Source organism: Abyssisolibacter fermentans, from assembly GCF_001559865.1.
In the GTDB taxonomy this organism is placed as follows: domain Bacteria; phylum Bacillota; class Clostridia; order Tissierellales; family MCWD3; genus Abyssisolibacter; species Abyssisolibacter fermentans.
The window spans coordinates 1-22,890 of sequence record NZ_LOHE01000059.1 but is presented as its reverse complement, the minus strand read 5'-3'; the positions used below and the strand labels follow the sequence as shown (position 1 = coordinate 22,890).

23 protein-coding genes are annotated in these 22,890 nt (G+C 27.3%); 5 read left to right on the top strand and 18 right to left on the bottom strand.

Translation table 11 applies throughout. The features are described 5' to 3' along the window. Nucleotides 1-330 precede the first annotated feature (330 nt). The 7 genes from AYC61_RS10390 to AYC61_RS10365 form a co-directional block, all read right to left on the bottom strand. Nucleotides 331-1,500: a metallophosphoesterase gene (locus tag AYC61_RS10390; RefSeq protein WP_066501357.1), complete on the bottom strand. Its 1,170-nt coding sequence runs from the start codon at nucleotides 1,498-1,500 to the stop codon at nucleotides 331-333. A gap of 461 nt (nucleotides 1,501-1,961) precedes the next feature. Beyond that, nucleotides 1,962-2,543 carry an AAA family ATPase gene (locus AYC61_RS10385; protein ID WP_066501355.1) on the bottom strand — a complete coding sequence of 194 codons (582 nt, stop codon included), beginning with the start codon at nucleotides 2,541-2,543 and terminating at the stop codon, nucleotides 1,962-1,964. An 81-nt stretch (nucleotides 2,544-2,624) separates the two neighbouring features. Further along, on the bottom strand, nucleotides 2,625-2,771 hold the full coding sequence (locus AYC61_RS21265; protein ID WP_156456433.1) for a hypothetical protein: 147 nt from the start codon (nucleotides 2,769-2,771) through the stop codon (nucleotides 2,625-2,627). Nucleotides 2,772-2,828: 57 nt separating this feature from the next. Next, nucleotides 2,829-3,497 carry a GntR family transcriptional regulator gene (locus tag AYC61_RS10380; RefSeq protein ID WP_066501352.1) on the bottom strand — a complete coding sequence of 223 codons (669 nt, stop codon included), beginning with the start codon at nucleotides 3,495-3,497 and terminating at the stop codon, nucleotides 2,829-2,831. A gap of 25 nt (nucleotides 3,498-3,522) precedes the next feature. Then, nucleotides 3,523-4,986 (bottom strand): leucyl aminopeptidase, encoded by a 1,464-nt coding sequence (locus tag AYC61_RS10375; RefSeq protein WP_066501348.1) that lies wholly within the window; start codon nucleotides 4,984-4,986, stop codon nucleotides 3,523-3,525. A 70-nt stretch (nucleotides 4,987-5,056) separates the two neighbouring features. Further along, entirely contained in the window at nucleotides 5,057-6,028 is a 972-nt protein-coding gene (locus AYC61_RS10370; RefSeq protein ID WP_066501346.1) for an aminopeptidase, read from the bottom strand. Between the two features lie 704 nt (nucleotides 6,029-6,732). Continuing rightward, complete coding sequence (locus tag AYC61_RS10365; protein WP_066501345.1) at nucleotides 6,733-7,278, bottom strand: flavodoxin domain-containing protein; 546 nt, start codon at nucleotides 7,276-7,278, stop codon at nucleotides 6,733-6,735. A 676-nt stretch (nucleotides 7,279-7,954) separates the two neighbouring features. Here AYC61_RS10365 and AYC61_RS10360 point away from each other — a divergent pair. Continuing rightward, nucleotides 7,955-8,314, top strand: a complete 360-nt coding sequence (locus tag AYC61_RS10360; RefSeq protein WP_066501341.1) for a DUF1413 domain-containing protein — start codon at nucleotides 7,955-7,957, stop codon at nucleotides 8,312-8,314. 298 nt (nucleotides 8,315-8,612) lie between these two features. Here AYC61_RS10360 and AYC61_RS10355 read toward each other — a convergent pair whose 3' ends face one another. From AYC61_RS10355 to AYC61_RS10340, 4 genes are all read right to left on the bottom strand, one after another. After that, nucleotides 8,613-9,695 (bottom strand): hypothetical protein, encoded by a 1,083-nt coding sequence (locus tag AYC61_RS10355; RefSeq protein WP_066501330.1) that lies wholly within the window; start codon nucleotides 9,693-9,695, stop codon nucleotides 8,613-8,615. Between the two features lie 326 nt (nucleotides 9,696-10,021). After that, nucleotides 10,022-10,798, bottom strand: a complete 777-nt coding sequence (locus AYC61_RS10350; RefSeq protein WP_066501327.1) for a multinuclear nonheme iron-dependent oxidase — start codon at nucleotides 10,796-10,798, stop codon at nucleotides 10,022-10,024. 132 nt (nucleotides 10,799-10,930) lie between these two features. Next, entirely contained in the window at nucleotides 10,931-11,275 is a 345-nt protein-coding gene (locus tag AYC61_RS10345; protein WP_156456432.1) for a GNAT family N-acetyltransferase, read from the bottom strand. Between the two features lie 89 nt (nucleotides 11,276-11,364). Next, nucleotides 11,365-11,784 (bottom strand): hypothetical protein, encoded by a 420-nt coding sequence (locus tag AYC61_RS10340; RefSeq protein WP_066501319.1) that lies wholly within the window; start codon nucleotides 11,782-11,784, stop codon nucleotides 11,365-11,367. A 484-nt stretch (nucleotides 11,785-12,268) separates the two neighbouring features. Between AYC61_RS10340 and AYC61_RS10335 the strand changes: the two genes are divergently transcribed. Continuing rightward, a complete protein-coding gene (locus tag AYC61_RS10335) occupies nucleotides 12,269-12,676 on the top strand; it encodes a hypothetical protein (protein ID WP_066501316.1) in 408 nt (135 codons plus the stop codon). A gap of 78 nt (nucleotides 12,677-12,754) precedes the next feature. On the opposite strand, the gene AYC61_RS10330 is transcribed toward AYC61_RS10335, so the two are convergent. The 5 genes from AYC61_RS10330 to AYC61_RS10310 all read right to left on the bottom strand — a co-directional run bounded on the left by AYC61_RS10330 (nucleotide 12,755) and on the right by AYC61_RS10310 (nucleotide 17,001). After that, nucleotides 12,755-14,092, bottom strand: coding sequence for an O-antigen ligase family protein (locus tag AYC61_RS10330; RefSeq protein ID WP_202906828.1), 1,338 nt, complete (start codon nucleotides 14,090-14,092; stop codon nucleotides 12,755-12,757). Between the two features lie 285 nt (nucleotides 14,093-14,377). Beyond that, nucleotides 14,378-14,728: an inorganic pyrophosphatase gene (locus tag AYC61_RS10325; protein ID WP_066501307.1), complete on the bottom strand. Its 351-nt coding sequence runs from the start codon at nucleotides 14,726-14,728 to the stop codon at nucleotides 14,378-14,380. Nucleotides 14,729-14,760: 32 nt separating this feature from the next. Beyond that, complete coding sequence (locus AYC61_RS10320; RefSeq protein ID WP_066501297.1) at nucleotides 14,761-15,309, bottom strand: 2'-5' RNA ligase family protein; 549 nt, start codon at nucleotides 15,307-15,309, stop codon at nucleotides 14,761-14,763. A 139-nt stretch (nucleotides 15,310-15,448) separates the two neighbouring features. Beyond that, the gene (locus tag AYC61_RS10315) at nucleotides 15,449-16,024 is read right to left on the bottom strand and encodes a DUF6652 family protein (RefSeq protein WP_066501295.1); all 576 of its coding nucleotides are present in this window, start codon (nucleotides 16,022-16,024) and stop codon (nucleotides 15,449-15,451) included. Nucleotides 16,025-16,152: 128 nt separating this feature from the next. After that, nucleotides 16,153-17,001, bottom strand: coding sequence for a SagB/ThcOx family dehydrogenase (locus tag AYC61_RS10310; protein ID WP_066501293.1), 849 nt, complete (start codon nucleotides 16,999-17,001; stop codon nucleotides 16,153-16,155). Between the two features lie 425 nt (nucleotides 17,002-17,426). Between AYC61_RS10310 and AYC61_RS10305 the strand changes: the two genes are divergently transcribed. Further along, a complete protein-coding gene (locus tag AYC61_RS10305; protein WP_066501292.1) occupies nucleotides 17,427-17,612 on the top strand; it encodes a DUF362 domain-containing protein in 186 nt (61 codons plus the stop codon). 198 nt (nucleotides 17,613-17,810) lie between these two features. Here AYC61_RS10305 and AYC61_RS10300 read toward each other — a convergent pair whose 3' ends face one another. Further along, on the bottom strand, nucleotides 17,811-18,380 hold the full coding sequence (locus AYC61_RS10300) for a hypothetical protein (RefSeq protein WP_066501290.1): 570 nt from the start codon (nucleotides 18,378-18,380) through the stop codon (nucleotides 17,811-17,813). Nucleotides 18,381-19,814: 1,434 nt separating this feature from the next. On the opposite strand from AYC61_RS10300, the gene AYC61_RS22035 reads away from it, so the two are divergent. Together AYC61_RS22035 and AYC61_RS10295 are read left to right on the top strand one after the other, a co-directional pair. Further along, the gene (locus AYC61_RS22035; protein ID WP_275935236.1) at nucleotides 19,815-19,937 is read left to right on the top strand and encodes a hypothetical protein; all 123 of its coding nucleotides are present in this window, start codon (nucleotides 19,815-19,817) and stop codon (nucleotides 19,935-19,937) included. Between the two features lie 74 nt (nucleotides 19,938-20,011). Further along, complete coding sequence (locus AYC61_RS10295) at nucleotides 20,012-21,259, top strand: radical SAM protein (RefSeq protein WP_066501286.1); 1,248 nt, start codon at nucleotides 20,012-20,014, stop codon at nucleotides 21,257-21,259. Between the two features lie 336 nt (nucleotides 21,260-21,595). Here the strand turns inward: AYC61_RS10295 and AYC61_RS10290 are convergent, their stop codons facing one another. Next, nucleotides 21,596-22,438, bottom strand: coding sequence for a GNAT family N-acetyltransferase (locus tag AYC61_RS10290; RefSeq protein WP_066501284.1), 843 nt, complete (start codon nucleotides 22,436-22,438; stop codon nucleotides 21,596-21,598). Nucleotides 22,439-22,890: the final 452 nt, after the last annotated feature.

The window sequence follows — 22,890 nt, the reverse complement described above, 5'->3', positions numbered from 1 at the left end:
ATGGCGAAGCTCCTAAAAATAGTAATTTTAATCTCTTCATATATAATTTATCTCCTTTATATTTATACACATTACCAATACTATAAAACCTAATTGACAATGTTATCTATAGCCCATTTATTTTCTCTTTAGTTAGGAGAAATCTTACCTATATTCAAGTTATTTAATCTTTCATACTAAACATTTGAATTATCTACATGAAAATTTAAGACTATATTGTTCACATAGGTTATTTTTGAATCTTATTAGATATTAATTTTATTTCCTCAAATAATCATTTCTTTTGGCTCAATTGCAAGTTCTCTCCATTTATTAACTCTCTACTAATCTTCACCTCGCCAAAACTGGTTGCTCCTTGAAACCATTGTTAGAGCAATTTACTACTTTAGAATGAACATCTACATTATGTAATGTTGTGCGTCCATTTTCATAGTATAATATTGTTGTATTCGGTCCTATTGTATTATCACAAAGGCAACCAGAATTTGAACACACATAATTACATCCGTTAATACATAAATTATTCAATTGACACATATGTGTATGGCCAAAAATAAAAGTACTAGTATTTGGTATACGATGGCTCTTTATTAATCTTTCAGCATACCATTTAAAACCACCTGTACGAACTGGGTCTATTGCATGAATAAATTCTTCAATATAGAATAATTTATTATCATTATCTAAATCTTTATGACTATCTTCGATATTTGGTAAAAAATGATCGTAATAAAATCGTTTTACAAAGCCCCTATAATTGTGATATATATCACTACTAAAATTGTAATATTTAGGGTTGTGACCTTCTGGCATCTTAATTTCAATTGAGTCAATATTATCATATCTAAAACCACATTTAACGTCTTCATATAATGCATCTAAAAATAATATACCAAACTCATCTAAATGTTTGTCAAATTCTTCAAGCGTTAAATATTCATTTGAATTCATTTTCTCCAAACTAGAGATTACATTTTGTTTGACACGATTTACTTGTAAGTCCCTTTGCATCGGTAGCCTATTAAATGAATGGTTTAATCGTGTTTTAAAATAACCCAATGGAAATTTAATCTTTTCATCATCACTCTCGCCTATAGCATTAAAAAGATCAACAGAATTTCCATGCTCAAAATGTACTCCTGGTGTAATTTTATGAGACTCTTTAGGTTCCAAATAAGTAATAAAGTCTGGCAAATCTTTTGACATTAAGTCAAAATCATGATTTCCGTTAAAAAAGAATATTTTTATACCTTTCTTTGAAAGATCGTCTAACTTTGATATCACTTCTTTACATACAGTATCCTTATTTTGTAATTCTTCATATGATTTAGGTACCGTATCTATATCTAACGCCCATCTGTCAAGAAAATCTCCTACTATTACTAACTTTGAGCAATTGCTGTAATCTATTTCACTCAAAACGCTAATAATAGTATCACTTGTTTTTGGTGAGTTCAAACCACCTAGATGTAGATCACTTATAACACCTATTTTTTCCATAATTACCTCCTAAAATAATTTTTTTAGTTTGTAGCTATTTATTAATTTCATTTTTATCTACTTCAGCAGTATAAGCACCTTTGCTGGACTTTATATAACCATTGTTATGCTGAATACCTCTTATATATTATCTAGCAAACTCATATTATTTTAATACTTAACAATTTATAATTCAATAATATATTTCAATATTTTTCTTACAAATCCTTTTATTCCATGTTATTTTTCACTAAATTTAGTTAAATTCGAATAATAAAAAACTAACAACAATGTGTTAGTCGACTTTATTTATTAATTATGTACTTCTTGTTAAATTATTTGTTATGTTAACTTCATGTATCTATAAAGCTGTTAATCTTTTTTTATTAAACTTTTCTTGTTACGTAGAAAATATAATGAAAAGTTCATTAGCATAATAATAACTTTTTTCAACTTACATTCCTACGCATCTTCACGATGTGTTAATAAATAGAATAACTATTTGGTTGGGTAAACTGGTATATAAGCTCCCTATATACATTAACAATTAGTTCCATACTATTTGATAAACTATCTTCTCCGTTAATACGAATCACTTTACACGGCAATAAATTTGCCCATTGTTTATGTGTTTTCATAGAAGGTGAACCATCTGAATCATATCGAGCTGCAAGATTAAGAAACCTCTGATGATTCTCATACAAATCTCCACCTTCTAAAATTCGTTTTCCAAATCTTTTATATTCCCTTTTATTTATACGAGCTAATCTTACTTCAACGGATGCAGTAATATGTACAGCTAAATCAAACAATGGAACAAAAGGTGTGTTAAAACTATCCATAGAACCTGCCATAACAAAAAACTCACTTTGGGATATATCTGACATTAATCGATTAATCTTTTCTTCTCTCGTATACATAACTGTAAATGGCTTGACCGTATCTCTTCTCCATATATAGTCATCTAAATCATAATAAGGAAAACCAAGTCTTTCAGCTACCATTTTTCCTAATGTTGTTTTTCCAGAACCTGATGAACCAAAAATAATAATTCCTCTTGACATTTTTACCTCCACAAATTCATGTTTATAAGTCTATAAATTTCCATTCTATTGGGACTTCTAAGTACATTTGAAATCTCTTAACTACAAATTAAAATACTTCTTATTATAATATAAATACCACTCTATATATTTGTGTATTGACCCTAGAGTAGTTCTCTGAATTGACATCACTCTTTCATCTAAAATACCTATTTTTTTAGAGAATGTGCACATTACTTCTTTTTTCATAATAAATCTCTTATGGTAAGTTTTTTAGACTTATCTCTTCCATAAAAATTCTTACACTTAATATTTTTTACTCACTCTATCTTTAATATAATTAAAACCACTTTTTATGTGGAATCTAACTGCTTTTTCAGCCTCTTCAATATCTTCTTCTTTTATTGCGTCCAATATAGCTTTGTGTTCTTTATAAATCTCATTTATTCTCTCCATATTACTCGCTGAAATATTTCTATCTCTCAAAATTATTTTTTCAATATCTTCTAGTGTATTTTCTAAAATTCTATTATTCGAAGCTTTTCTAATTAGTAGATGGAATTCATTACTTATATTAACATATTCTTCAATGGTTTTTACTGTAGCATATTGATTTATTAACTTATAAAGATAATTAAGTGTCTCGGAGCTAATATTTGATATAGCAAGCTTAATTGAAAGCACTTCCAATGATTCTCTTACAACATAAGCTTCCATTATTTCTTCATAGTCTATATTCTTAACAACCGCCCCACAATATGGTTTGATTTCAATGAATCCTTCAGATGCTAATTTTTTAAATGCTTCACGTACTGGTGTTGCACTTACATTTAATTGTTTTGCAACATGTACTTCACTCAACTTAGTCCCTTGAGCTAACTTCCCATCAATTATCGATTTTAATAATTCTTCATAAACCATTACATTTAATGGCTTTCTCTTAAGTGATTCTAATTTATTGATTTCATCATGCATTTTACTTCTCCCTTATCTCATTGATTTAAACATTATTTTGTAAGGTTTTAATAAAGTGATATAAAGTACGAACACCCCATCCACTTCCACCTTTCGTATGATAATACATTTCTCCATCTAGCCACATTGTACCTGCTGCATCTATATGAATCCACGGTTTACCTTCAACAAACTCTCTAATTATCAATGCAGCATTAATCATTCCTGCGGTCTTATTAGTAGATGTATTTTGGTAATCAGAAATAGTTCCTTTAATATTATTTATACAATCTTCAAGCAATGGTATTCTATACATTAACTCACCAGTTTTTTTACTAATGTTATGGAGCTTATCACTTAAATTATCCCTGTTACTAGTAAATGGACTAGCGTAACTTCCAAAAAGCTTTCTACTTGCACCAGTCAAAGTTGCTATATCAATTATCATAGACACTTTCTCACATCGAATTGCATATGTTATCGCGTCTACAATAGTCAATCTTCCTTCAGCATCTGTACTGTGTATTTCAAATGTTTTCCCTGACATTGAACTAATAATATCTCCTGGTTTATACGAATCTGAAGATACTACATTCTCACAAGCTGCAACCACTCCTATCACATTAACATTTAGTTTTTGCTTTGCAATTGCACACATAACACCGATAGTTGCACCTGCGCCTGCCATATCATGTTTCATTGTAATCATTCTAGGTCCACTTTTTAGATTAAGTCCTCCACTGTCGTATGTTACACCTTTACCTACAAGCCCTATAATATCTTTACTATCCTTATTTCCATTATATCTCATCACTATTAACTGCGACTCATTTTTAGAACCTTGCCCAACTGAATAAAACGATTGCATCCTTAATTCTTGTATCTCTTTTTCTCCTAGAATTGTTGTTTCAAATCCATATTTATCACCAAGTTTTTTACAATCCTGAGCTAGCTTAACAGGTGTTTGAATATTTGCAGGTTCATTGACCAAATCTCTTGTAATTTTAACACAATCAGATAAAACAATTGCCTCTCTTATTTCACTTTGTAACTCTTCTACTTGCATAGTATTGATATATATATCTTCAAGTGTATATTCTTCTTTTTCCACTTTATAAGCATTATATTTGTAAAGTGTCATGTTCATAGATTCAACAAATGCGGTTAAAAATTTTTTTAGCATAATATCTACTTGAGTAAAATATAATTCAAAATTCAAAATATTTTTATCTCTACAAAACTTAGCTAGATTAGAAGTTACTCTTCTAATTCTTTCTTCATCAACCTCATCTTTATTACCAAGTCCTACAAAAATCAATCTCTCTTTACTTTCATAATTGGCAATATATCCAATATCACTCATTTTTCCTGCATATTCACCAGATTCTTTTAAGTAACTAATTGCAGTCATTATCGACTCTGATGGTTGGTCTAATCCAAGAATCTCGCTGTCTTCATATGTATAAAAAACTTTCGTATTACTATTCCCTCTATTAATAAAAAATTTCATATTATCCTCCTATTTATATTCTAACATTTTTTTATGAAATATTTAAGAAACCTATCTCGCTAAAGTTCACTTATTCTATCATCACTTCTCCATCCTTTAGCAATAACTTTCCATCTGCCACAATTGTCGGTTTTGTCATAATCAAATCATAATGACATTTTGCTTTAACAACTCCACCTAATGTTATGTTAGTGCCAATACCAATGTGCACAGTACCATAAACACCTTCATCTTCTAGCATTAATCCAACAAAGCTACATTTTGGATTCAAACCAACACCTAATTCAGCAATATTATAAACATTTTCATCCTCTTTTGCTTTTAAATCCTCTATCAATATTTCCGCCTGCTTTCCACCAGCAATAGAAACAATTTTTCCATCTCTAACATCAATATGAATTAGTTCTTCAAGCAACCCTATCCCTAAGTATGGAATACTTGCATCTACCACTATTTTCCCATTTGCTGTATTTTCAAGAGGAGAAACATTAGCTTCAATAGTTGGTGCTGTTGAAAATTCTCCTTTATCAACCATACAGTATAGCGCATTACCTCTTCTGCCTTTGGCTGAAAAAGTTAAATCTGTCCCATATGGTGTCGTCAACTTAATTATTTCGCTATTTTCAAGTTCTTTTGCTATTGCTTTACATTGTGGTGCAAGTGCTCGGAAATCGGCTTCCATACCTCCATGAATCATCATATCTTCACTGAATTGAGTCAATACAATACCTCTTGATCCATTTGTAATTGCATTCTTTACAGCATAAGTATGAGTAATTGATTTTCCAACAACCGCAATGAAAGCATCACTTGCCTTCATAGCTTCTGCTATAGTAGCAGGAGGCTCTTGACTATCATTTTCTCTTGGAATCATCACAGAAATTACAGGTTCAACACTCATTTCATATGCAATTGTTGCAATACTAGTCGCTATTGTCATCTTCTCTGGCTCTGTTATAATTAATAATTCCTCTCCTTTACTCACATCTAGGCAATCCTTCAAAATTTTTCTTGCTATCTTTGACATCAAAATTTGTTTCATTTGAACACCACCTTATCATATCTAATTTTTCACATTCTATATTCTATAGAATATAGAATTATATTAACACTTTCATCTTATAAATACAATACCTACATACTATAGAAAAAGAAAATCTCTCCTGTTTAACATTATGATAAATCTATTACTTAGATATTTATTCAACATGAAAATACATTTGTGTCTGTCTACACTACATTAAATACACAATAAAAACCATAAAAAAACCAAACATACCATTTAGTCAGGCACTTTTGGTTTAAAAAATTTTCAGAATACACTCAATTTATAGTGTTTCTCGTACAAAGATATTGAAAATTCTAATGCTGAAAAATATGGAGAATGTCGCAAGATAAAATATGCTTCTGTAAAGTTAGTAACATGATTTTTAGGTTCTATATTAAAAAAGAAACCATGAAATATTTTACAATTTCATGGCTCATATATATTTATCTTGTTGTTATTATAAAAAAGGTGTTTATGTTTTCTCTTAAAATAATAACAAATACAATAATTAAATATTTATTTTTATTTCTTATTCCAGCTATAATTTATATTTAGCTAACTTATAATATTCCTATATCTGGATACTCATATAACATAACTATATTTATTTCTATAAAACTTTTATTTCATGTATTTCTACATTATATTTTGTAAGTGAAATATAGAAATCCCCGCTACCCTTATTACCAAACTTATAATTAATTATTTTTGATACACTCAATTACCGGTGTTAGAGCTTTTTTATTAACAAAGCTTACTGGATTATCGAAACTTTTAAGAAGCTCTCTGCTTTCTTCATCTATTTCTTCTTCTTTTTTACTTTTAATTTTAAGTTTCATCAAATTCATTAAGAATTTATCCACTAGATTTAACTTCTGATAATTAAACCCTCCTCTTAACATAAAAAAGTTCATATTATTTAACATATCAGCTGTAAAATTGTTATTTTTAACATCATTATATGCTTTTTCTTTAGGAGCAGCTGCTCCAACTGAAAAGACTATTATTTTTTTATCTTTTAGCATTTCAAAATTATTTGTTAGTAATTTAACTCCTAGTATACCACAAGCATATAAAGAACCACCGTACACAATAGTTTTATATTTTTGTAAATCTTCTATACTAACATCGGAACATTTATACAAATCAGCATTAACTTCTTCTGCTATCCACTCTGCATATTGTTTAGAGCTTCCATATTTGGTTTTATAAATTACAATTACTTTTTTACTACTTGATATCATACTATTCCTCCCTCTATATATTGAATTTTTCATTTAGATAGCTTTTCTATTCCTTCTTCAGCAACAATTCCTCTAGCAGTATCTAATATTAATTCTATTATTTCATCTCTTTTTTAATTTGTCTTTCTTTACTCATATAAAATTCTCCTTATACTAATACAACTTTTATAATATAATAACTATAATTTTAAATTATACACTGTTCAATTATTTTACACTGTTCAGTTATAATATAATCTTTTATATCTTTGATGTCAATAAAATCTTTTCTAAATATGAAAGAAAATTATTAGATACGAAAATTTACACAAAAAAAGTCTCAAAAAGAAAATCGTTGAAAACTTCCTTAATGGGCTTACAAATTACTATTCCTCATTGCTTTACTAAAAATTAAAAACTCATCTCTTTATTGTATAATTCGATATAACTAAATGTTATAACTCTAACCCAGATAAATCATACCAAACAGAATGAGAAAACAAGTAATTTTTTCTTAATGTCCCTCTTTTCATACAACACACAAAACCGCGATAATTTTTAATTTAATAAAAAATATAATAATTTCTCTTGACATAAGTCCAAATATATATTATTATGTAATTACATACTATGTTGTACATAGTATGGTTTGCATAGTATGTTTCAAACTAAAATATAAACTATTGGAGGTAATATTATGGCACAAATTACTTTAAGAGTTTCAGAAAGTGATTATAAAAAATTACAGTCGCTTGCTGATGAATCTAATTTAACTTTAACTGATTTTTTATTATCGTCAGCACTACCAAACTACCTAGGCCAAAAACTAACGGTTAACAAAGTTTTAGAGAGATTATCTACAAAAAGCTCTGGTGATGTATTCTCTTTAAAGGACCTATTCACAAGTGATGAATGGAGTAATTTCACTCCAGGCAGTCGAATTTCTACAGGTAGAATTTTTTATAAGTCGTATACTCAGAATGAATTTAATTTAAAAAATAAAGTCTCATTTGAGGGAAAAAATTCTGCAAATCTAGCATTCTACAAAAAATTATAAAAGATAATTTGTAATATAGGCATAATAATATATGCCTATATTACTTTTTTATCAAGTCTGTGTTTCTTCATCTTTATTTTAATCATAGATAACACAGGATTTAGACGTGTTATGTAATGCTTTCTTCAATTATAACTCTTCATTTTCGTATACTCTTATAATTAATTTTTTATATTCTTAATGTCAATAAAATCTTTGCTTAGTATATTAAGACAAAAAGGAAGTCTCTAAATGATGAATTCTCATAGACTTCATTCATTTGAAACTTCCTTAGTATACTATCAAATACTATTACTCATTACTTTACTATTAATTGAAAAATTATCTCTTTATTGTACACATCTCCATCAGTAAATTTTATAGTATCCTTGTCAATTTTCATAATGTATGCTCCTTTATTAAGTTTAGTTTGTGGTATGATTAATATTGTATTTTTATTACCATCAACACCTTTTGAAATTTTATCTATTTTTATTACATCTCCAGTTTTACTTTTTAATGTAAACTTATTTTTATCAAAAGTATTTTTTAATTTTTTATAAAATGCCATGTGTACATAATTGAATTTTTTTGCATACTTAGGCGAATATTCTTGTGATGAATATATTTTTATGCTAGTTTTCACTATATCGCTTACATTACCCCATTCATTTATTGCTTTAGCTTCGATTTCATTTTCACCCGGATACAACCTAATATAACCTTCGTATATCTTCCACCCATTACTTAGCTCACTATTAGCACTTGTGTAATATACTTTGTTACTAGATCCAATTTTTACAAAGCGTTCTTTATAATATTGTCCAGATTTAAATTCAAAAATAGGAACATTTGGTTTAGCATTAATAGTCTCTACTATTTTTTTATCAATTACATTTGGTTGCATACCTAATAATTCATTAATAAATAATTTAGCCTCTTTATATTCTTTTTTATCTTTATAATCATTAAATATACTCATTATTTCTTCTCTAACCATATCGTATTCACACTCTGAAATAGTCGATATTATTGATTTAGAATTTTGATAATTTTCTTTTGATAAATATTTTTGTATAATTGGTTGAATTAATGTTTTAATATAATCTTTATCTAATTTTTCTAGTTTTTCTATGTAAATTTTTAACTTATCAGTATCTTTATCTTCTGCATATTTTTCTATTGCTAAAATAATCTTAGGTCTCATGGATTCTTTTAACTCTGGTAATTTGTCAGAGTATTTTTCTAGATATATGTTATAATCTTTTTCTAATAAATCAAAATCCCTATTTTCCAAACTACTAATAATTTCTTTTTCTAAAGATTCCTGGGATACACAGCCAGTAAAAGCTAAACCCATCACAATCATACCCAATAAAATTAAATAAGAGATTTTATTCATGTATATCCCCCTTTTTTTGTAACACACAAAATCAATAAATTTTCCTATCAGTCTACTTCTGTAAAATATCAAATGTTATAAACCTTTTTATAAAATAATCCTAAACTCATTTAATAAATCTGAATAAATGATCAAACTTTATATAATATGGATAAATAGAAAGCTTTCTTCTCTATAATTCATTTTTATACTAGGCATTGTGCTAAAAATAGCAATGATGTTTTTCTTTTATTTATAAGAACACATTGCCTATCCGAGCCCTATGGACATACGTTCAACCTTGCCTAGATGTTTAGGTCATTAGACTACAGCTTAATGATGATACCCTATTTCTTTATAATGCTTGAAAGCTTCTCTAACTGCGTCTGAAGTAGATTGATATCAGTCTCTATATTATCATTCCTTGGTCCACCATATTCTAGTGTTACAATACTTGGTTGTGTTAATGATAGTACCTCTTCTAAAAAGGTATAATCTTCTTCTCTCATTTCCAAGTGAGAATCATAATACTCATTTTCAATTAATCTTGGACCATTAATATGTATCTCCTTTACCAAACTTAATGGAAGTTTATTTAGATAAGACTTTTCAGATTCCCCTCTATACCATGCACTTATTTTAAGATGAGAAACATCTAATAGCAAACCAATACCTGCTTCTTCACATATTTCCTTTATAAATTTTGGATCTGCCAAGGTTTTATAATCCTCTGGTAAACAAGTAATAGGCATGTTCTCGACTAAATATGTACTTTTAATATCTCTTTTCCCTTCTCTAATTTTAGCTAACGTTTTCTGTTTTAATACTTCCCTAGTTATAACACCCTTTATATCATTTTTATTAGCACGTAAATGGACACCAACATGAGGAGATTTGCATTCTCTAATAGCTTTATTTAACCTTTCCAAATTCCAATCTTTATGATATTGATTACTTAACACATACGGTACTATATGAAAAAGTCCTGGTCTTATGGATTTAATTGCTTCAAATTGAGTATCATATAAAACTTCATTAGCAAGTTTTATCCATGATACCTCTACTTTTTCTTTTGTTATTATTTCAATTAATTCTTGAGAATAATTGCAACCAAGTTGTATCATTTGTTTTTCTCCTTCCTCAAATAACTACCTAAAAAGGTGGCGTTATCAAACTTTTAAATCTTCGTATGTTAGTTCTAAATATTACTAAAATATGAAAATTAAGAATCATTACTACTAAAAAAATTTATCGAACTAAAGTATGTATTTATAACATCTGTATTTATCTTTAATCTCAAAACCCGCAGTCAAAGCTGAATTTAATTCATCAGTACAATCTTCATCAATAAAATATATAATTTCCTTTATTGCATCAAATTCATTATATAATTGCATTAACATTTCATTAATTAAAATACTTTCAATACCATTATTTTCATATTCTTCATCAACGAATAAGCCAAAGACTTCTGCTATGTTTTTGTCTTTGTTAATCTTAGCAAATATGCTTGCATGAATCACTTCATCTTGCCTAAAAACAAATACTCGAAAACGCTCTATATCTTTTTGCAAATTTCTGCTATTATAGTACATTTCCATAGCATATTTGTCATGAAATATAGCATATTCTGCAAAATTACTTTCAGTTATTTTTTCTACACAATCATGTTTTTGATTAATATGCGATACTAAATTATATAATCTGGTATCAATACTAGCTTCAATGCATTCAATTTCTTTTTCTTAAAATATTGATTTGCATTTCTATTTGAATATGGTACACCTATAAATAGTTCATATCCAACTAATTGCGTGCTTATATAACTAATCAATTCTTCTGCAATGTGATCATAATCCTCTCTTATTAAAAATTCTATTGTTTGTGCATATTTTTCATTACTTTCCCAAAAATAAATACAAACTCCGCATAATTCATTTTGATGATAGCATGCTACTATATTTTCATTATCTGCATTGATAGCTTTTTCAATATCTTCTTTAATCTCTTTCACTGATTTTCTTCTTGGATAACTAGCATGTAAATTATTCTGACTTAATTCCCATGCAAAATCAATTACTTCCTCAAACCTATAAATTGTTTTTATCATTGTTCATACCTCATTTATCATTAATATTTTAAATTTCTGTTCAGCTTATTCCTATTTAGCATGTAATTTCATACTATTACACATTAATCTAGGGTTTCCACTAACGTTATGAATTCGTGACTTTTTCAGCTTTTATAGGAGTCGCTCATATTCTGTAGACATCATCTACATAATTGTATTTCTATATTTATCTTACAAACCCTTTTATTTCTTGTTAATTTTGCACTAATATTGTTTAAAAAAGGTATGAAAAAGATAATTCCTCTTTTATTTTATTGTATATTTGTTTATATTAGTTTATAATAGTATTGATTTCCATATATAATTAAAGCATTAGTTTTGAAATTAAAGCTATACAGGAAATATCAAAGTATTAATAATGTTTTCTATAAGTTTTATTATAAGAATAGTTAAATATACTTAAATCACAAGCTACAAAATAAATTATATTTAATAAGAACACATAATAGGCAGGTGTAATAAAATGGGATTATTCGAAATACTTTTTGAAAAATTTAATCCAGGTGGAATTGGGAAAATAGAAAAATTTAGTAATAAACCTAAAGAAACAAATATTATTATTCTATTACTAAAATTAATTATATCTATATTAATTATCTGGTTTTTATTTCATATAACAATAAGATATAAAACTAATGCAGAAAATATTATTAAATTTATTATTATATTATTTATATACTGTTTAATAAGTTATATGATTGTACCTAAGCCTGATTATTCTAATATAGGATGGTTTGGTGGGTTAATAAATAACCCCTTTCGCTTTTCAGATAATCTAAATAGAATGTTAATCTTTTTAATGTTTTTATTGTATCCTGGAAGATTTATAGCTATAACCTTTGTTCAAACATTTCATTTATTTAAACATTAATAACTACTATTAATACTAATTTGAAAAATAACATAATAACTAGCATTATATAATGCAATAGGGACATCCCCATTGCACCTATATATTTTTATTTGTATTACTTTGTTCGCTTTTTGATAATCTGTTCATGCTTATTATAAAACTTATCAATATCCAAAATGTTATTATTATCTTCGGTATATAAAGTATGCTATCAAATAAACCATGACATATTATGCTTGCAAAAGCTGCAATTGCTCCTGCACTCATTACCGAAAGATACCCTTTTGTTTTTCTTATTGATATTATTGCATACTTGAATACAACAAATATTAATAACAACAATGCTATCAGCCCAAATATACCCATTTCTGCAACTGTCTCTAGATACATGTTATGTGCATGAAACACATTCATAGTTCTTATATATATTGTAAATGTATTTTTAAACGGTAAATACCCAAATCCTACTCCTAATAACCAATTGTCTTTAATTATATCTAATGTTATTGAATAAATCTTCAACCTAGTCACGATAGATGAATCATTTAAGTTTGCTATTGATATTATTCTATTTATTATTGAAGCAGGCATTATGAATATTGAAACTACCCCTATTGGAATAGCTCCTAAAAGCCATCTTTTATCTACTAATAATATAAATACTATTAATCCAAAAGCAAATCCTACCCAACCCCCTCTAGAAGATGTCAATACTAATGCCACTATAAGTATTAGAGTTGTGCATAAAAAAATAATCTTTTTTATCAATCTTTTACTTGACCAAAATAGCGCTAAAGAAAAAGGCAGTATCATTATTAAATATTCTGCCAAGATATTTGGATTGCCAAATACAGAATATACCCTTATAACCACATCTGGATTATTCACTGTATCCACCCAAGCTTTATCTAGTTGTACACCTGCTTGGAATTGATACAATCCATACAATGAAACTAATACACCTGCAAATACAAATACTGTTACTATTATGTTCAGTTCTTGTTTATTATTTATAGAATTAATCATTGTAAACATAAAGCTTATTGCTACTAAATGTATTGATAAATCTCTGATGCTACCCATAGTATTTGATGATAATAATGTTGATATAATTGCTATCGCCATAAACACCAAGACTGGAATATCAATAGGACTTTTTGTTATTCTAGTCTTACTTATAAATATTCTATTAATTACAAAAACCCCTACTATAAACAACAATAATATTAATGCTTCAGTATTTGATATAAAGGGAAATGTAAAGATTGCAACGCCTATCCCTATATTAACATTGTACAGCGTCATACAAAATAGTACTATACCACCAATAATTACACCGAATAGTTTAATATCTAAATATGTAAATAAAAAAGCAAAGGCTGCTCCTGCTATCAATGGTATTATTATTTTTCTTATATCTCTACTTCTCACCACTATTTTTCTCCTCCGTTATCTATAGTAAACATTAACCTCACATTGAATATATAAATATTTTAGTACATTTCTTTGATGTTAATACCAATCACAACAATATACAAACTGAGTATCATTATTATTAAATCATAAAAATACTACTACTTATATTAATTACCTAACAGCTTCCACCAATACATCATAGTCTCAAAAATAAAAATGATTATTTATCATAAAGAAATTTTAAGTTATATAGATACAAGAAAGGTGACTGTAATAGGAACATACTTCGTTGCCCCTAGATAATTACCTTCTAATCATTATACCCTTCATAAACTCAGTTTCATTATGGGTCTTATAAACAATTTCTTTTTCCTTTTCAGTGCACCCAAATAAGATTTTAATTTCAGAATCTTTCTTTACAATATCTACTATACATATAATGGCATCAATCTTTTTTTCTGTATTACTGCCTACCCAAATATCAATACCATCACCATCTTGTGAAGATGTTCCATTTAAGTAACCATAATCAACTTTATAAATAAAATCAGGGTAGCGTGGATGTCTACTTCCTTTTGGTCTATCTATTATTATCTCAGATTCTTTAACTAGTTTATCTAATAATAGCCAAAAATCCTTATCTTCATAGTTCATTAAAAATCACCTCTAAGCTTTCTATACTAAAATTATAGAAATATTTTTGAAAAAACAATAGAAACTTCATGACTATTATTAATTTCATTTTTTATTTTTATCAAAGTTAATTCACTTATTTGTGCTTTAATAATACCTATATTTTGCGAACAATAATTAAATGCATCTAACAATTTTTTCTGACTTAATCTGTTAGCAATAGTGCAATGTGGAATCCATTTATCGGGAAGATAAAACGAACTTGGTTCATCATTATACTGTTCAAAATATTCGTGATATCTATTATGAAAATTTAATAATTCTTTAGATAAGGTTGGAGCAATAAATAATGTTCCTGAGTTCAAAAAGGTTCCTAAAACACTTAAAGTAACTTGGATTTTAGGTTTCGAATTATAGAACTTGTCCATATCTTTAATAAACTTCTTTTCGTCTAACTTATTATAATCAGCAATGGTAATATGAGGTCTTCTATCTTTTACTTCTTCTGAATAGTATGAAATGTTGTTATCAACTAATTGTTGCCATAAGTTTTTAAAATATTTTTCCGTCTCACTATCAAAATAAGCTAATACTCCATACATATTTTTATCCTCCTATCTTAGGTTCATTTGTTATCTAACGTTACCTCACTCAACTTCGAAGACCATTCTAATATTTTTAAATGTTTTATCCAGCATAAATATTTTCTTTATGTTAGTTAAATATTTATATAAAATATTATTAATTTTTATAAGTTTCTCCTTCAACTTTATATTTAATGAGTAAAATTATTGTATCAATTACATCTAAAACAAAACACATTTGTAGTAAAAAATGAATAATCTGCATTCCTCGTTTTATTTTCTTTTCTCTTCCTAAAATTAATACAAAACCTATTCCATAACATGATGTAAATAGCACGATGAGATATGTAAAAAAAATAGGAATCAAAAAAAGTAGTGGGATTGGTGAAAATATTATTATACCGCGAGAAGCAGTAAAGAAAATCATGAATATTAAGAAATATATAATAAAATTTAAAATAAAATATGGAATTATCCCTAATTTTAAAGTTTTCATATGTTTCCGTAAAGAATTGTATTCTCTATTTTTATAAAATCGACATGTATTAATAATATTTTTTACTGCAAATATCATATTCAATATGTTAGAAATAGTAATCACAATTATTAATAACCATTGAATCCAATTTCCCATATTACCTTTTATTAATGCACTTAATAAACTAACTATTAACAAGATAACCATAAATAAATTGACATATAACCATAATAGAGTATTTCTTATTAACTTCATATCCCTTACCTCCTACAAATTTCTATTTATGATATTAAGCATTTTACTTAACCAAAACATATTCCTGTCTTTTTCGTGCAAGGATACGCGAACCTATTAATTCAGATATTAAGAATATTATGACCTAACTATTTGTAAAAGTCAGGATTTATACGAACATCTGGATATCTATCTACCCATTTTTTTTCTTCAGGTAATACATATCCTACAGATGAACATAAAACAGTAAATTCATCTATACCATCAACTCCTATAAGTTCATCTGCTTTTTCCTGATAATAACCACCTATTGCACAACATCCACATCCCAAAACTTCAGTAGCTAAATATAATTGATGAGATATATAACCTAATTCCAGAAGCATATTCTTATGCGAAGTCTCTCTCCCTGCCCACTCACCTTTATAGGGAGTACATGCCCAGAAGAAAACAACTGCGGCTTTAGAAGTATAACTTTGATTCTGACTTGGATTTGTAAATGTATCAGAAATTCTAGCTTGCAAATTTTCTACACTCTTTAAAAATACAATTTGATGTGATAACGGCAAGTATCTCCATATTCCATTTTTAACTCCTTCTACATTATTTATAGAAAGATATGTTTCATATGAATTTCCAGCTACGGCTACTGGACGTAAATAGTTCCTGCCTGAACCGTCTTTTATATACCTCCTATAACCGCCTATTACCTTTTTAACCCCTTGTGTACACCATAAAAGAAACGATAACTCAAATAGTGACATGGATTTATCAGAATACAGTCTCCTACTAATTCTACTACATGTGCATGTAAAGAAGTCTGCTTTAGGTGCTGTTTCTGAATTGATTTCAGGTAAGTTTATAATTAGTGCATTTTCAGGAATGGTTTTCTGAAATCGTGGTTGTGGAACTCCGAGTGCCATATCAGAAAACAATTTATAATCAGTATCACATATTTTTGATTTCATAAAATTTCTATTTTCCTCGTACTTATTCATATTATCCCACCTTTATAAATAGTATAAATCTATTATAAAGGAATGTTCCACAAATTGTAAGTCTATATTTTTTGCCTAAAATATGGTATAATATTAGTATAAGGAATAATACAGAATACTTATAGTGTATACTTCATTTATTTTACTTGATCCACTAACTTATACCTTAACTAAATTCTGTCCCACCCCATTCTATAACAATAAATCCATTTTTCTCAAATAAATCTAACTTTTATTCTTCAATTTCTACATGCTTTCTTAATGATTTGGTTCTGTTAAATGAAGTTTCTGATTTAGAATAGTACCAAAATTCAGATTAACTTTTGATATCAATCATTACTTTTTTATTAATGATTAAACGTGAATACTTATTATACACAAGGATATAATAACTATAGCTTACTACAAAATTCGGAGGTATTTGTATGAAAATAATAGTTGATAAAGTTAGATGTCCTCAAAATCATCCTTGCCCTTCTGTAAAAGTTTGCCCTGTAGATGCTATCATACAAAGAGGTTATAAAGCTCCAACAATAGATTACGATAAATGTATCAAATGTAAAAAATGTATTTCATACTGTCCAATGGGAGCTTTTAAAATTGATCAATGATTTTTAACCTTCTAATAATCCATTTATGACTCAAAACTTGACGGCTCTTGCGACCAATGTCACTTAACTTTTGTATTTCCGGCGTCTCTGATCCGGACCTTCGAAACCCTTCTTCGTAGGTGATGTTGGGTACGAACGTCCTTCTAAAAAATTATATACTTCTTTTATCTTCATCTTACAAATAAAAGAAGTATTCAACTACTCAAACATTAACATTCTATAAGGCATAATACTCTGTAATACTTTGAGATCACTTGAAACCATAGCTTTTGTAAATTCATCAAAAGTCATCATATTATTATTTGTTAGTATAGTAATACTGGTATCTTTTAAAGGGCTACCATACTTTCCTTCAAGTGTTACCAAAAATAAAAACTTCTCTTTCTTTAACTCATCAGCTGATGAATCAAATAAATAGTAATAATCATCATTATAATATAAATCTAGAAAATAAGGGCTGTTTGAATCTTCGTTTGAATAAAAATGAATAATTCTTATAAATGCATTCTCTCCAGATGATGATAGCTCAATAAATTCTTCCCATAAATTATAGTTTGCATATACTTTAGAATCTAATTCAACATAATATTCATCTTTCTTAGCATCTTCAAGTGTATATTCTGAACTTATGTCTTTAAAACCAATGTAGTTATCATTCTCATCAAACCGTTGTTCAAATGTGTTTCCTGAATTCTCTATACTTCTACAACTTATTAATAATATTATACAAATAAGCAAAGTACATATTCTTATAAATCTACTCCTCATATAAACCCCTTTCCATCTATACTTTTTGCGAGCTAAGTTCCGCAAATACCTCTTATATATTATCTAATAAGTAGCAATCGAATGTCTCAAAATATATACAATAACTTTTCTAATTATTAAATATTTAACTACTTTCTTTCTGTTTTAGTTTCACATTATAGACATTACCCACTATATAAAACTCAAATTCACATATAATATTTCTACATTTATCTTACGAACCCTTTTATTACATGTTAATTTTATATTAATATGTATAAGTAAAATTAATCATTTGTAGAACTCACATCAAAAAAACTTGCATACCACCATGACGAGAAAAATTCCTGTATGATTCCCTTGCATATAGTAAAGAGCTAAAACAAATTTAAATTGATGCAAAGGGGTTTGTCCCCACTGCAATGCATCGTTGACTAATTTTGTTATTTATTATATAATTTTTCCAGCATTATAATTTTTTCATTATTCTTTGGTCGCAAATCATTATTTATGGTATTTTTTAGACAAGAATGTATTTAACTCAGTATTATTCACTGGTTTATTCATTTTTTTACCAATGTATAATAGATATATTTAATAGAAAGGGGGATGTACCATGAATAAGCAGAAATTTTTTAATTACAAATCTAATTCAATAGCATTAAGCTATTGTGGTCCTAACACTGGTATTACTTGGTGTGAAGATAACTGGCCAGTATGGGATGCTGTATAGTACTCAATATATAAGTTAGAGCTATCTTAGCTCTAACTTATATATTAGTTTATTTAAATCTAGTAGACTCATTTCTTAAAACATTTATATGTAGAATTAATGAAAGAGAAAGATTCCTACATGGTTCCATTCACAAATTCATTCATGATATATTAAGATTTTGTTATATTTATTAATTTCTACATATTTTTTACATATTTTATGATATATTTATTCTGCTAACTTGTTTTTCCATTATTTCATTTTTTATATAATCAGATGCTATATATAATATATATATATGAAATCCATATATTAAGTTTATTATAGTATTTTCTTTAATTATCATAGTAATAATTTTAGTAAATATTCAATCTTTTCATTCTATCGTAAATATTGATACTGCTGTACCTTATAAATTGAAATATAGATATTCTGGTAATGGTGTTTTTATATATCATATGATAATAAACTAGTCAATTATTTAATAAAGCTATTTGAAAATAAGTGGTATTGATTATTAAAAAATTGACAATTTTTTAATAATTTTATAATAGATACAATCTTTACTTTTTTTAATTTTAATATATAATTTTACTAAATTTTTATTTTTTTACATTATTGTTGCATTGTAAATATCTATAGTATTTTGTGACATTATGTATCTAACACAGTATTATTCACTGGTTATTTATTTTTTAACCAATGTCTAATAAACAATTAATGTGAAAGGGGGATATACTATGAGTAAACAGAAATTTTTTACTTACAAAGCTGATTTACAAGTATTAGACTATTGTGGTCCTAACACTGGTATTACTTGGTGTGATGAAGGTAGTCCACAACCAAGATTTAATGCTGTATAGTACTCAATATATATAAGTTAGAGCTATTTCGGCTCTAACTTATATATTATCATATTTAAAATGGAGGAATTAAAATGTATCCGTATATTACACAAAATAGTCGTCTACATTACTTTGATGATCACGGCATATTATTAGCTCAAAATAAAAGATATATGATAAATGAAATCGATATATTTATTTTAGAAAAAATAGATGGTAAAAAAAGCATATCTGAAATTACTGACGAAATTGCTAAAGAAATAGGTACATCTGACAAAGTTAGAGTAAAAGACGTAATAATGGAGTGTATTTATAGCAAATCAAAAGATATATTATTTAGCGATTATCCAAACCCTCAATCCTTTGTAAAAACTGGTATGAAAAACAAAAAAGTACCTTTAGATCTCGTAATAAGCCTTACCAACAAATGTCATTGTAACTGTGTTCACTGCTTTAAAAGTTGTAATATAAAAGGAACTGACTCTATAGATTATGAAATATTAACAAAAACTCTAGACTACTTAAAAGGAAAAACTTTGAATTTGCAGTTAACAGGTGGAGAACCGATGCTCTATGATAGATTTTTTGATATATTAAAATATTCTATTAATAATTTTAATACAACTATTACTACGACAGGTGCACTTATAAATAAAGATAATATCAAATATTTTAAAGGTATAAATTGTGTACAAGTATCTCTATATGCAGAAAATGAGGATAAATTTGATAAAATCACTAGAACAAAAGGATCTTTTGTCAATACTCTTAATGGTATTAAGGAAGTTGTAAAAGCTGGAATATATATATCTGCTGCTTGTATTGTCAAAAAGGATAATATGCACAATATTGAAGATATTATAAAACTAGCAGTTGACTATGGAATAAAATCATTAAGATTTGGAATATTTATTCCGGGTGGAAGAGGAGTTGATTTAAAAGACTCATGGTGCTTATCTGTGAATGATATGGAAGAACTAACTTCAGAAATTGCAATTTTGTCAAACAAATACAAACAATATATTGATGTCAAATCATGGTCAAACGATAGACAAAATATGGATATTGATGACAAATACGAAAGTTTAAGTTGTGGTAGTGGTTTATATAGATGGTTCATAAGTGAAAAAGGCTATATCAAACCATGTGAGTTTATTCCTGACGAAATTTATTCTATTCATAATATATTAGATACCGATATAAGTAAAATAATTGAAAATTGGAGTCTCCAGACTATGTCACGTAGCTTGAAATATTGGGATGAGTTATTAAGAAATAAAAACTGCACAATAAAGGATATATGTCCCGTAATGGACAATTACTTAAAAAACTGTATATGAAAATATATATAAAGAATCCGCATTTTTCATATAGTTAAAAGACCATTTTGTTTTTACACCTATTGGTGACAGGTACACCCATTGGGGACAGGTACTTTTGGGTGTACTTATTCTTCCCTGTTTTATGTTTAATTCATCTGAAATATCTGTTTTCTTTTAATTAAATAATATTGTTTTTTATTTCTATTTCACCCAATATAAACCTTCATCAGTGAGAACACAATTTTATTGATATTAACATAAGTTTTAATATTCAATAAAACAATTTTGTAAACTTCAACATTGGAACCTATTTTTATATCTATACACAACTTAGAATTACTATTATTCTATATATCACTTTATAATTAGTCTTCGAACATCTTGGGCTTGTATAACTTTAAAACCTAATTTTTTATATAACGTTAATGCTTTCTCATTACTTGCTACCGCATTTAAATTGACACCTGTTGCATTTTGTTCTAACCCTCTGTTCACTGTATATTCTAATATCCTTTTTCCGTAACCTTTTCCTTGGTACTTGATATTAACAAATAATAAATCTATCTCAGCATTTTTAACCATCGAGGCTCCCACAATCTCATTGTTTTCGAAAAATAGATAGATGTATTCTTTTTCTTTAAGTGTTACCTTTCTATTATTTTCAATTGCATTTTTGCTTGCACTTAAATACCAATTATATGGCTTAATATCATTTTCTCTTCTTAATGTTGAGAACGCTTCACTTTCAAGCCTAATTTTATCCTCGTAATACTTATCTTCATACTTTATTACAGAAATATTAGATTCACTAAATTTAGTTCCCTTATATGCAAGACGATTTACTGAATACCAATATTCAAATCCGATTTCATTAAATAACTGCTGCCAATTTAAATTATCTTTCACATGAAAAACTTCAATAAATTTTATAGAGTTCTGAATAAATAACTTTTTAGCTTCTTCCCAAAGTTTTAAACCTACAGATTTTATTAGTTCATTGGTTGTAGCTCCCATTTCAACATAACAATAGGTACCACTCATTTCTAAGCGAATAAACCCTTGAATCCCATTATCATCGTATACTAAAATTTTAGATGCTGACTTTAAACTTTCAATTTCTGCTGGCATTGCCTTGTATTCTAATGTATATATTCTAACTATTTCATCAATATCAAATTTTTTAAAATCTCTAATCATAGTTATTCTCCTTTATCCTTTATTGTATATATTTCCATTATATAGAACCATTTGACCCCTGACACTCATAAATCAAGTGTTCATTTTTATTACATAGATAGTATCTGTCTCCCACTGGATGTCACATCAAATTATTAAGACTATATGTAATTCTTATAGTCTATTAACCATTTATGGCAAATATTTTTTGGTAATAAATTAATGTTGTTCAAATCATTCATGTTTACTATCTCACACTCATAAGTTCCTCTTTGAATATATTCCTTATTCGTAAATTCTGGTCCTTTTCCACTTCCTATTTCCCCTTTAATATATTCACATAGATAAAACAGCTCTTTTTTTTCTATGTTTACTATTTCATAAAGTTCCTTTTTAACTTTAACCCTGATTATTCATATAACGTTGAATAATATGCTGTATAGTTCTGAATTAGAAGATTTCAGTGAATTCGA

Coding starts and splice junctions, on each gene's coding strand:
- AYC61_RS10370 (WP_066501346.1), bottom strand. CDS start 6,028: ATGAAACAAATTTTGATGTCAAAGATAGCAAGAAAAATTTTGAAGGAT.
- AYC61_RS10390 (WP_066501357.1), bottom strand. CDS start 1,500: ATGGAAAAAATAGGTGTTATAAGTGATCTACATCTAGGTGGTTTGAAC.
- AYC61_RS10375 (WP_066501348.1), bottom strand. CDS start 4,986: ATGAAATTTTTTATTAATAGAGGGAATAGTAATACGAAAGTTTTTTAT.
- AYC61_RS10350 (WP_066501327.1), bottom strand. CDS start 10,798: ATGATACAACTTGGTTGCAATTATTCTCAAGAATTAATTGAAATAATA.
- AYC61_RS10310 (WP_066501293.1), bottom strand. CDS start 17,001: ATGAATAAGTACGAGGAAAATAGAAATTTTATGAAATCAAAAATATGT.
- AYC61_RS10360 (WP_066501341.1), top strand. CDS start 7,955: ATGGCACAAATTACTTTAAGAGTTTCAGAAAGTGATTATAAAAAATTA.
- AYC61_RS10385 (WP_066501355.1), bottom strand. CDS start 2,543: ATGTCAAGAGGAATTATTATTTTTGGTTCATCAGGTTCTGGAAAAACA.
- AYC61_RS10305 (WP_066501292.1), top strand. CDS start 17,427: ATGAAAATAATAGTTGATAAAGTTAGATGTCCTCAAAATCATCCTTGC.
- AYC61_RS10365 (WP_066501345.1), bottom strand. CDS start 7,278: ATGATATCAAGTAGTAAAAAAGTAATTGTAATTTATAAAACCAAATAT.
- AYC61_RS10295 (WP_066501286.1), top strand. CDS start 20,012: ATGTATCCGTATATTACACAAAATAGTCGTCTACATTACTTTGATGAT.
- AYC61_RS21265 (WP_156456433.1), bottom strand. CDS start 2,771: ATGAAAAAAGAAGTAATGTGCACATTCTCTAAAAAAATAGGTATTTTA.
- AYC61_RS10355 (WP_066501330.1), bottom strand. CDS start 9,695: ATGAATAAAATCTCTTATTTAATTTTATTGGGTATGATTGTGATGGGT.
- AYC61_RS10315 (WP_066501295.1), bottom strand. CDS start 16,024: ATGAAGTTAATAAGAAATACTCTATTATGGTTATATGTCAATTTATTT.
- AYC61_RS10345 (WP_156456432.1), bottom strand. CDS start 11,275: ATGGAAATGTACTATAATAGCAGAAATTTGCAAAAAGATATAGAGCGT.
- AYC61_RS10290 (WP_066501284.1), bottom strand. CDS start 22,438: ATGATTAGAGATTTTAAAAAATTTGATATTGATGAAATAGTTAGAATA.
- AYC61_RS10340 (WP_066501319.1), bottom strand. CDS start 11,784: ATGATAAAAACAATTTATAGGTTTGAGGAAGTAATTGATTTTGCATGG.
- AYC61_RS22035 (WP_275935236.1), top strand. CDS start 19,815: ATGAGTAAACAGAAATTTTTTACTTACAAAGCTGATTTACAAGTATTA.
- AYC61_RS10335 (WP_066501316.1), top strand. CDS start 12,269: ATGGGATTATTCGAAATACTTTTTGAAAAATTTAATCCAGGTGGAATT.
- AYC61_RS10300 (WP_066501290.1), bottom strand. CDS start 18,380: ATGAGGAGTAGATTTATAAGAATATGTACTTTGCTTATTTGTATAATA.
- AYC61_RS10380 (WP_066501352.1), bottom strand. CDS start 3,497: ATGCATGATGAAATCAATAAATTAGAATCACTTAAGAGAAAGCCATTA.
- AYC61_RS10325 (WP_066501307.1), bottom strand. CDS start 14,728: ATGAACTATGAAGATAAGGATTTTTGGCTATTATTAGATAAACTAGTT.
- AYC61_RS10320 (WP_066501297.1), bottom strand. CDS start 15,309: ATGTATGGAGTATTAGCTTATTTTGATAGTGAGACGGAAAAATATTTT.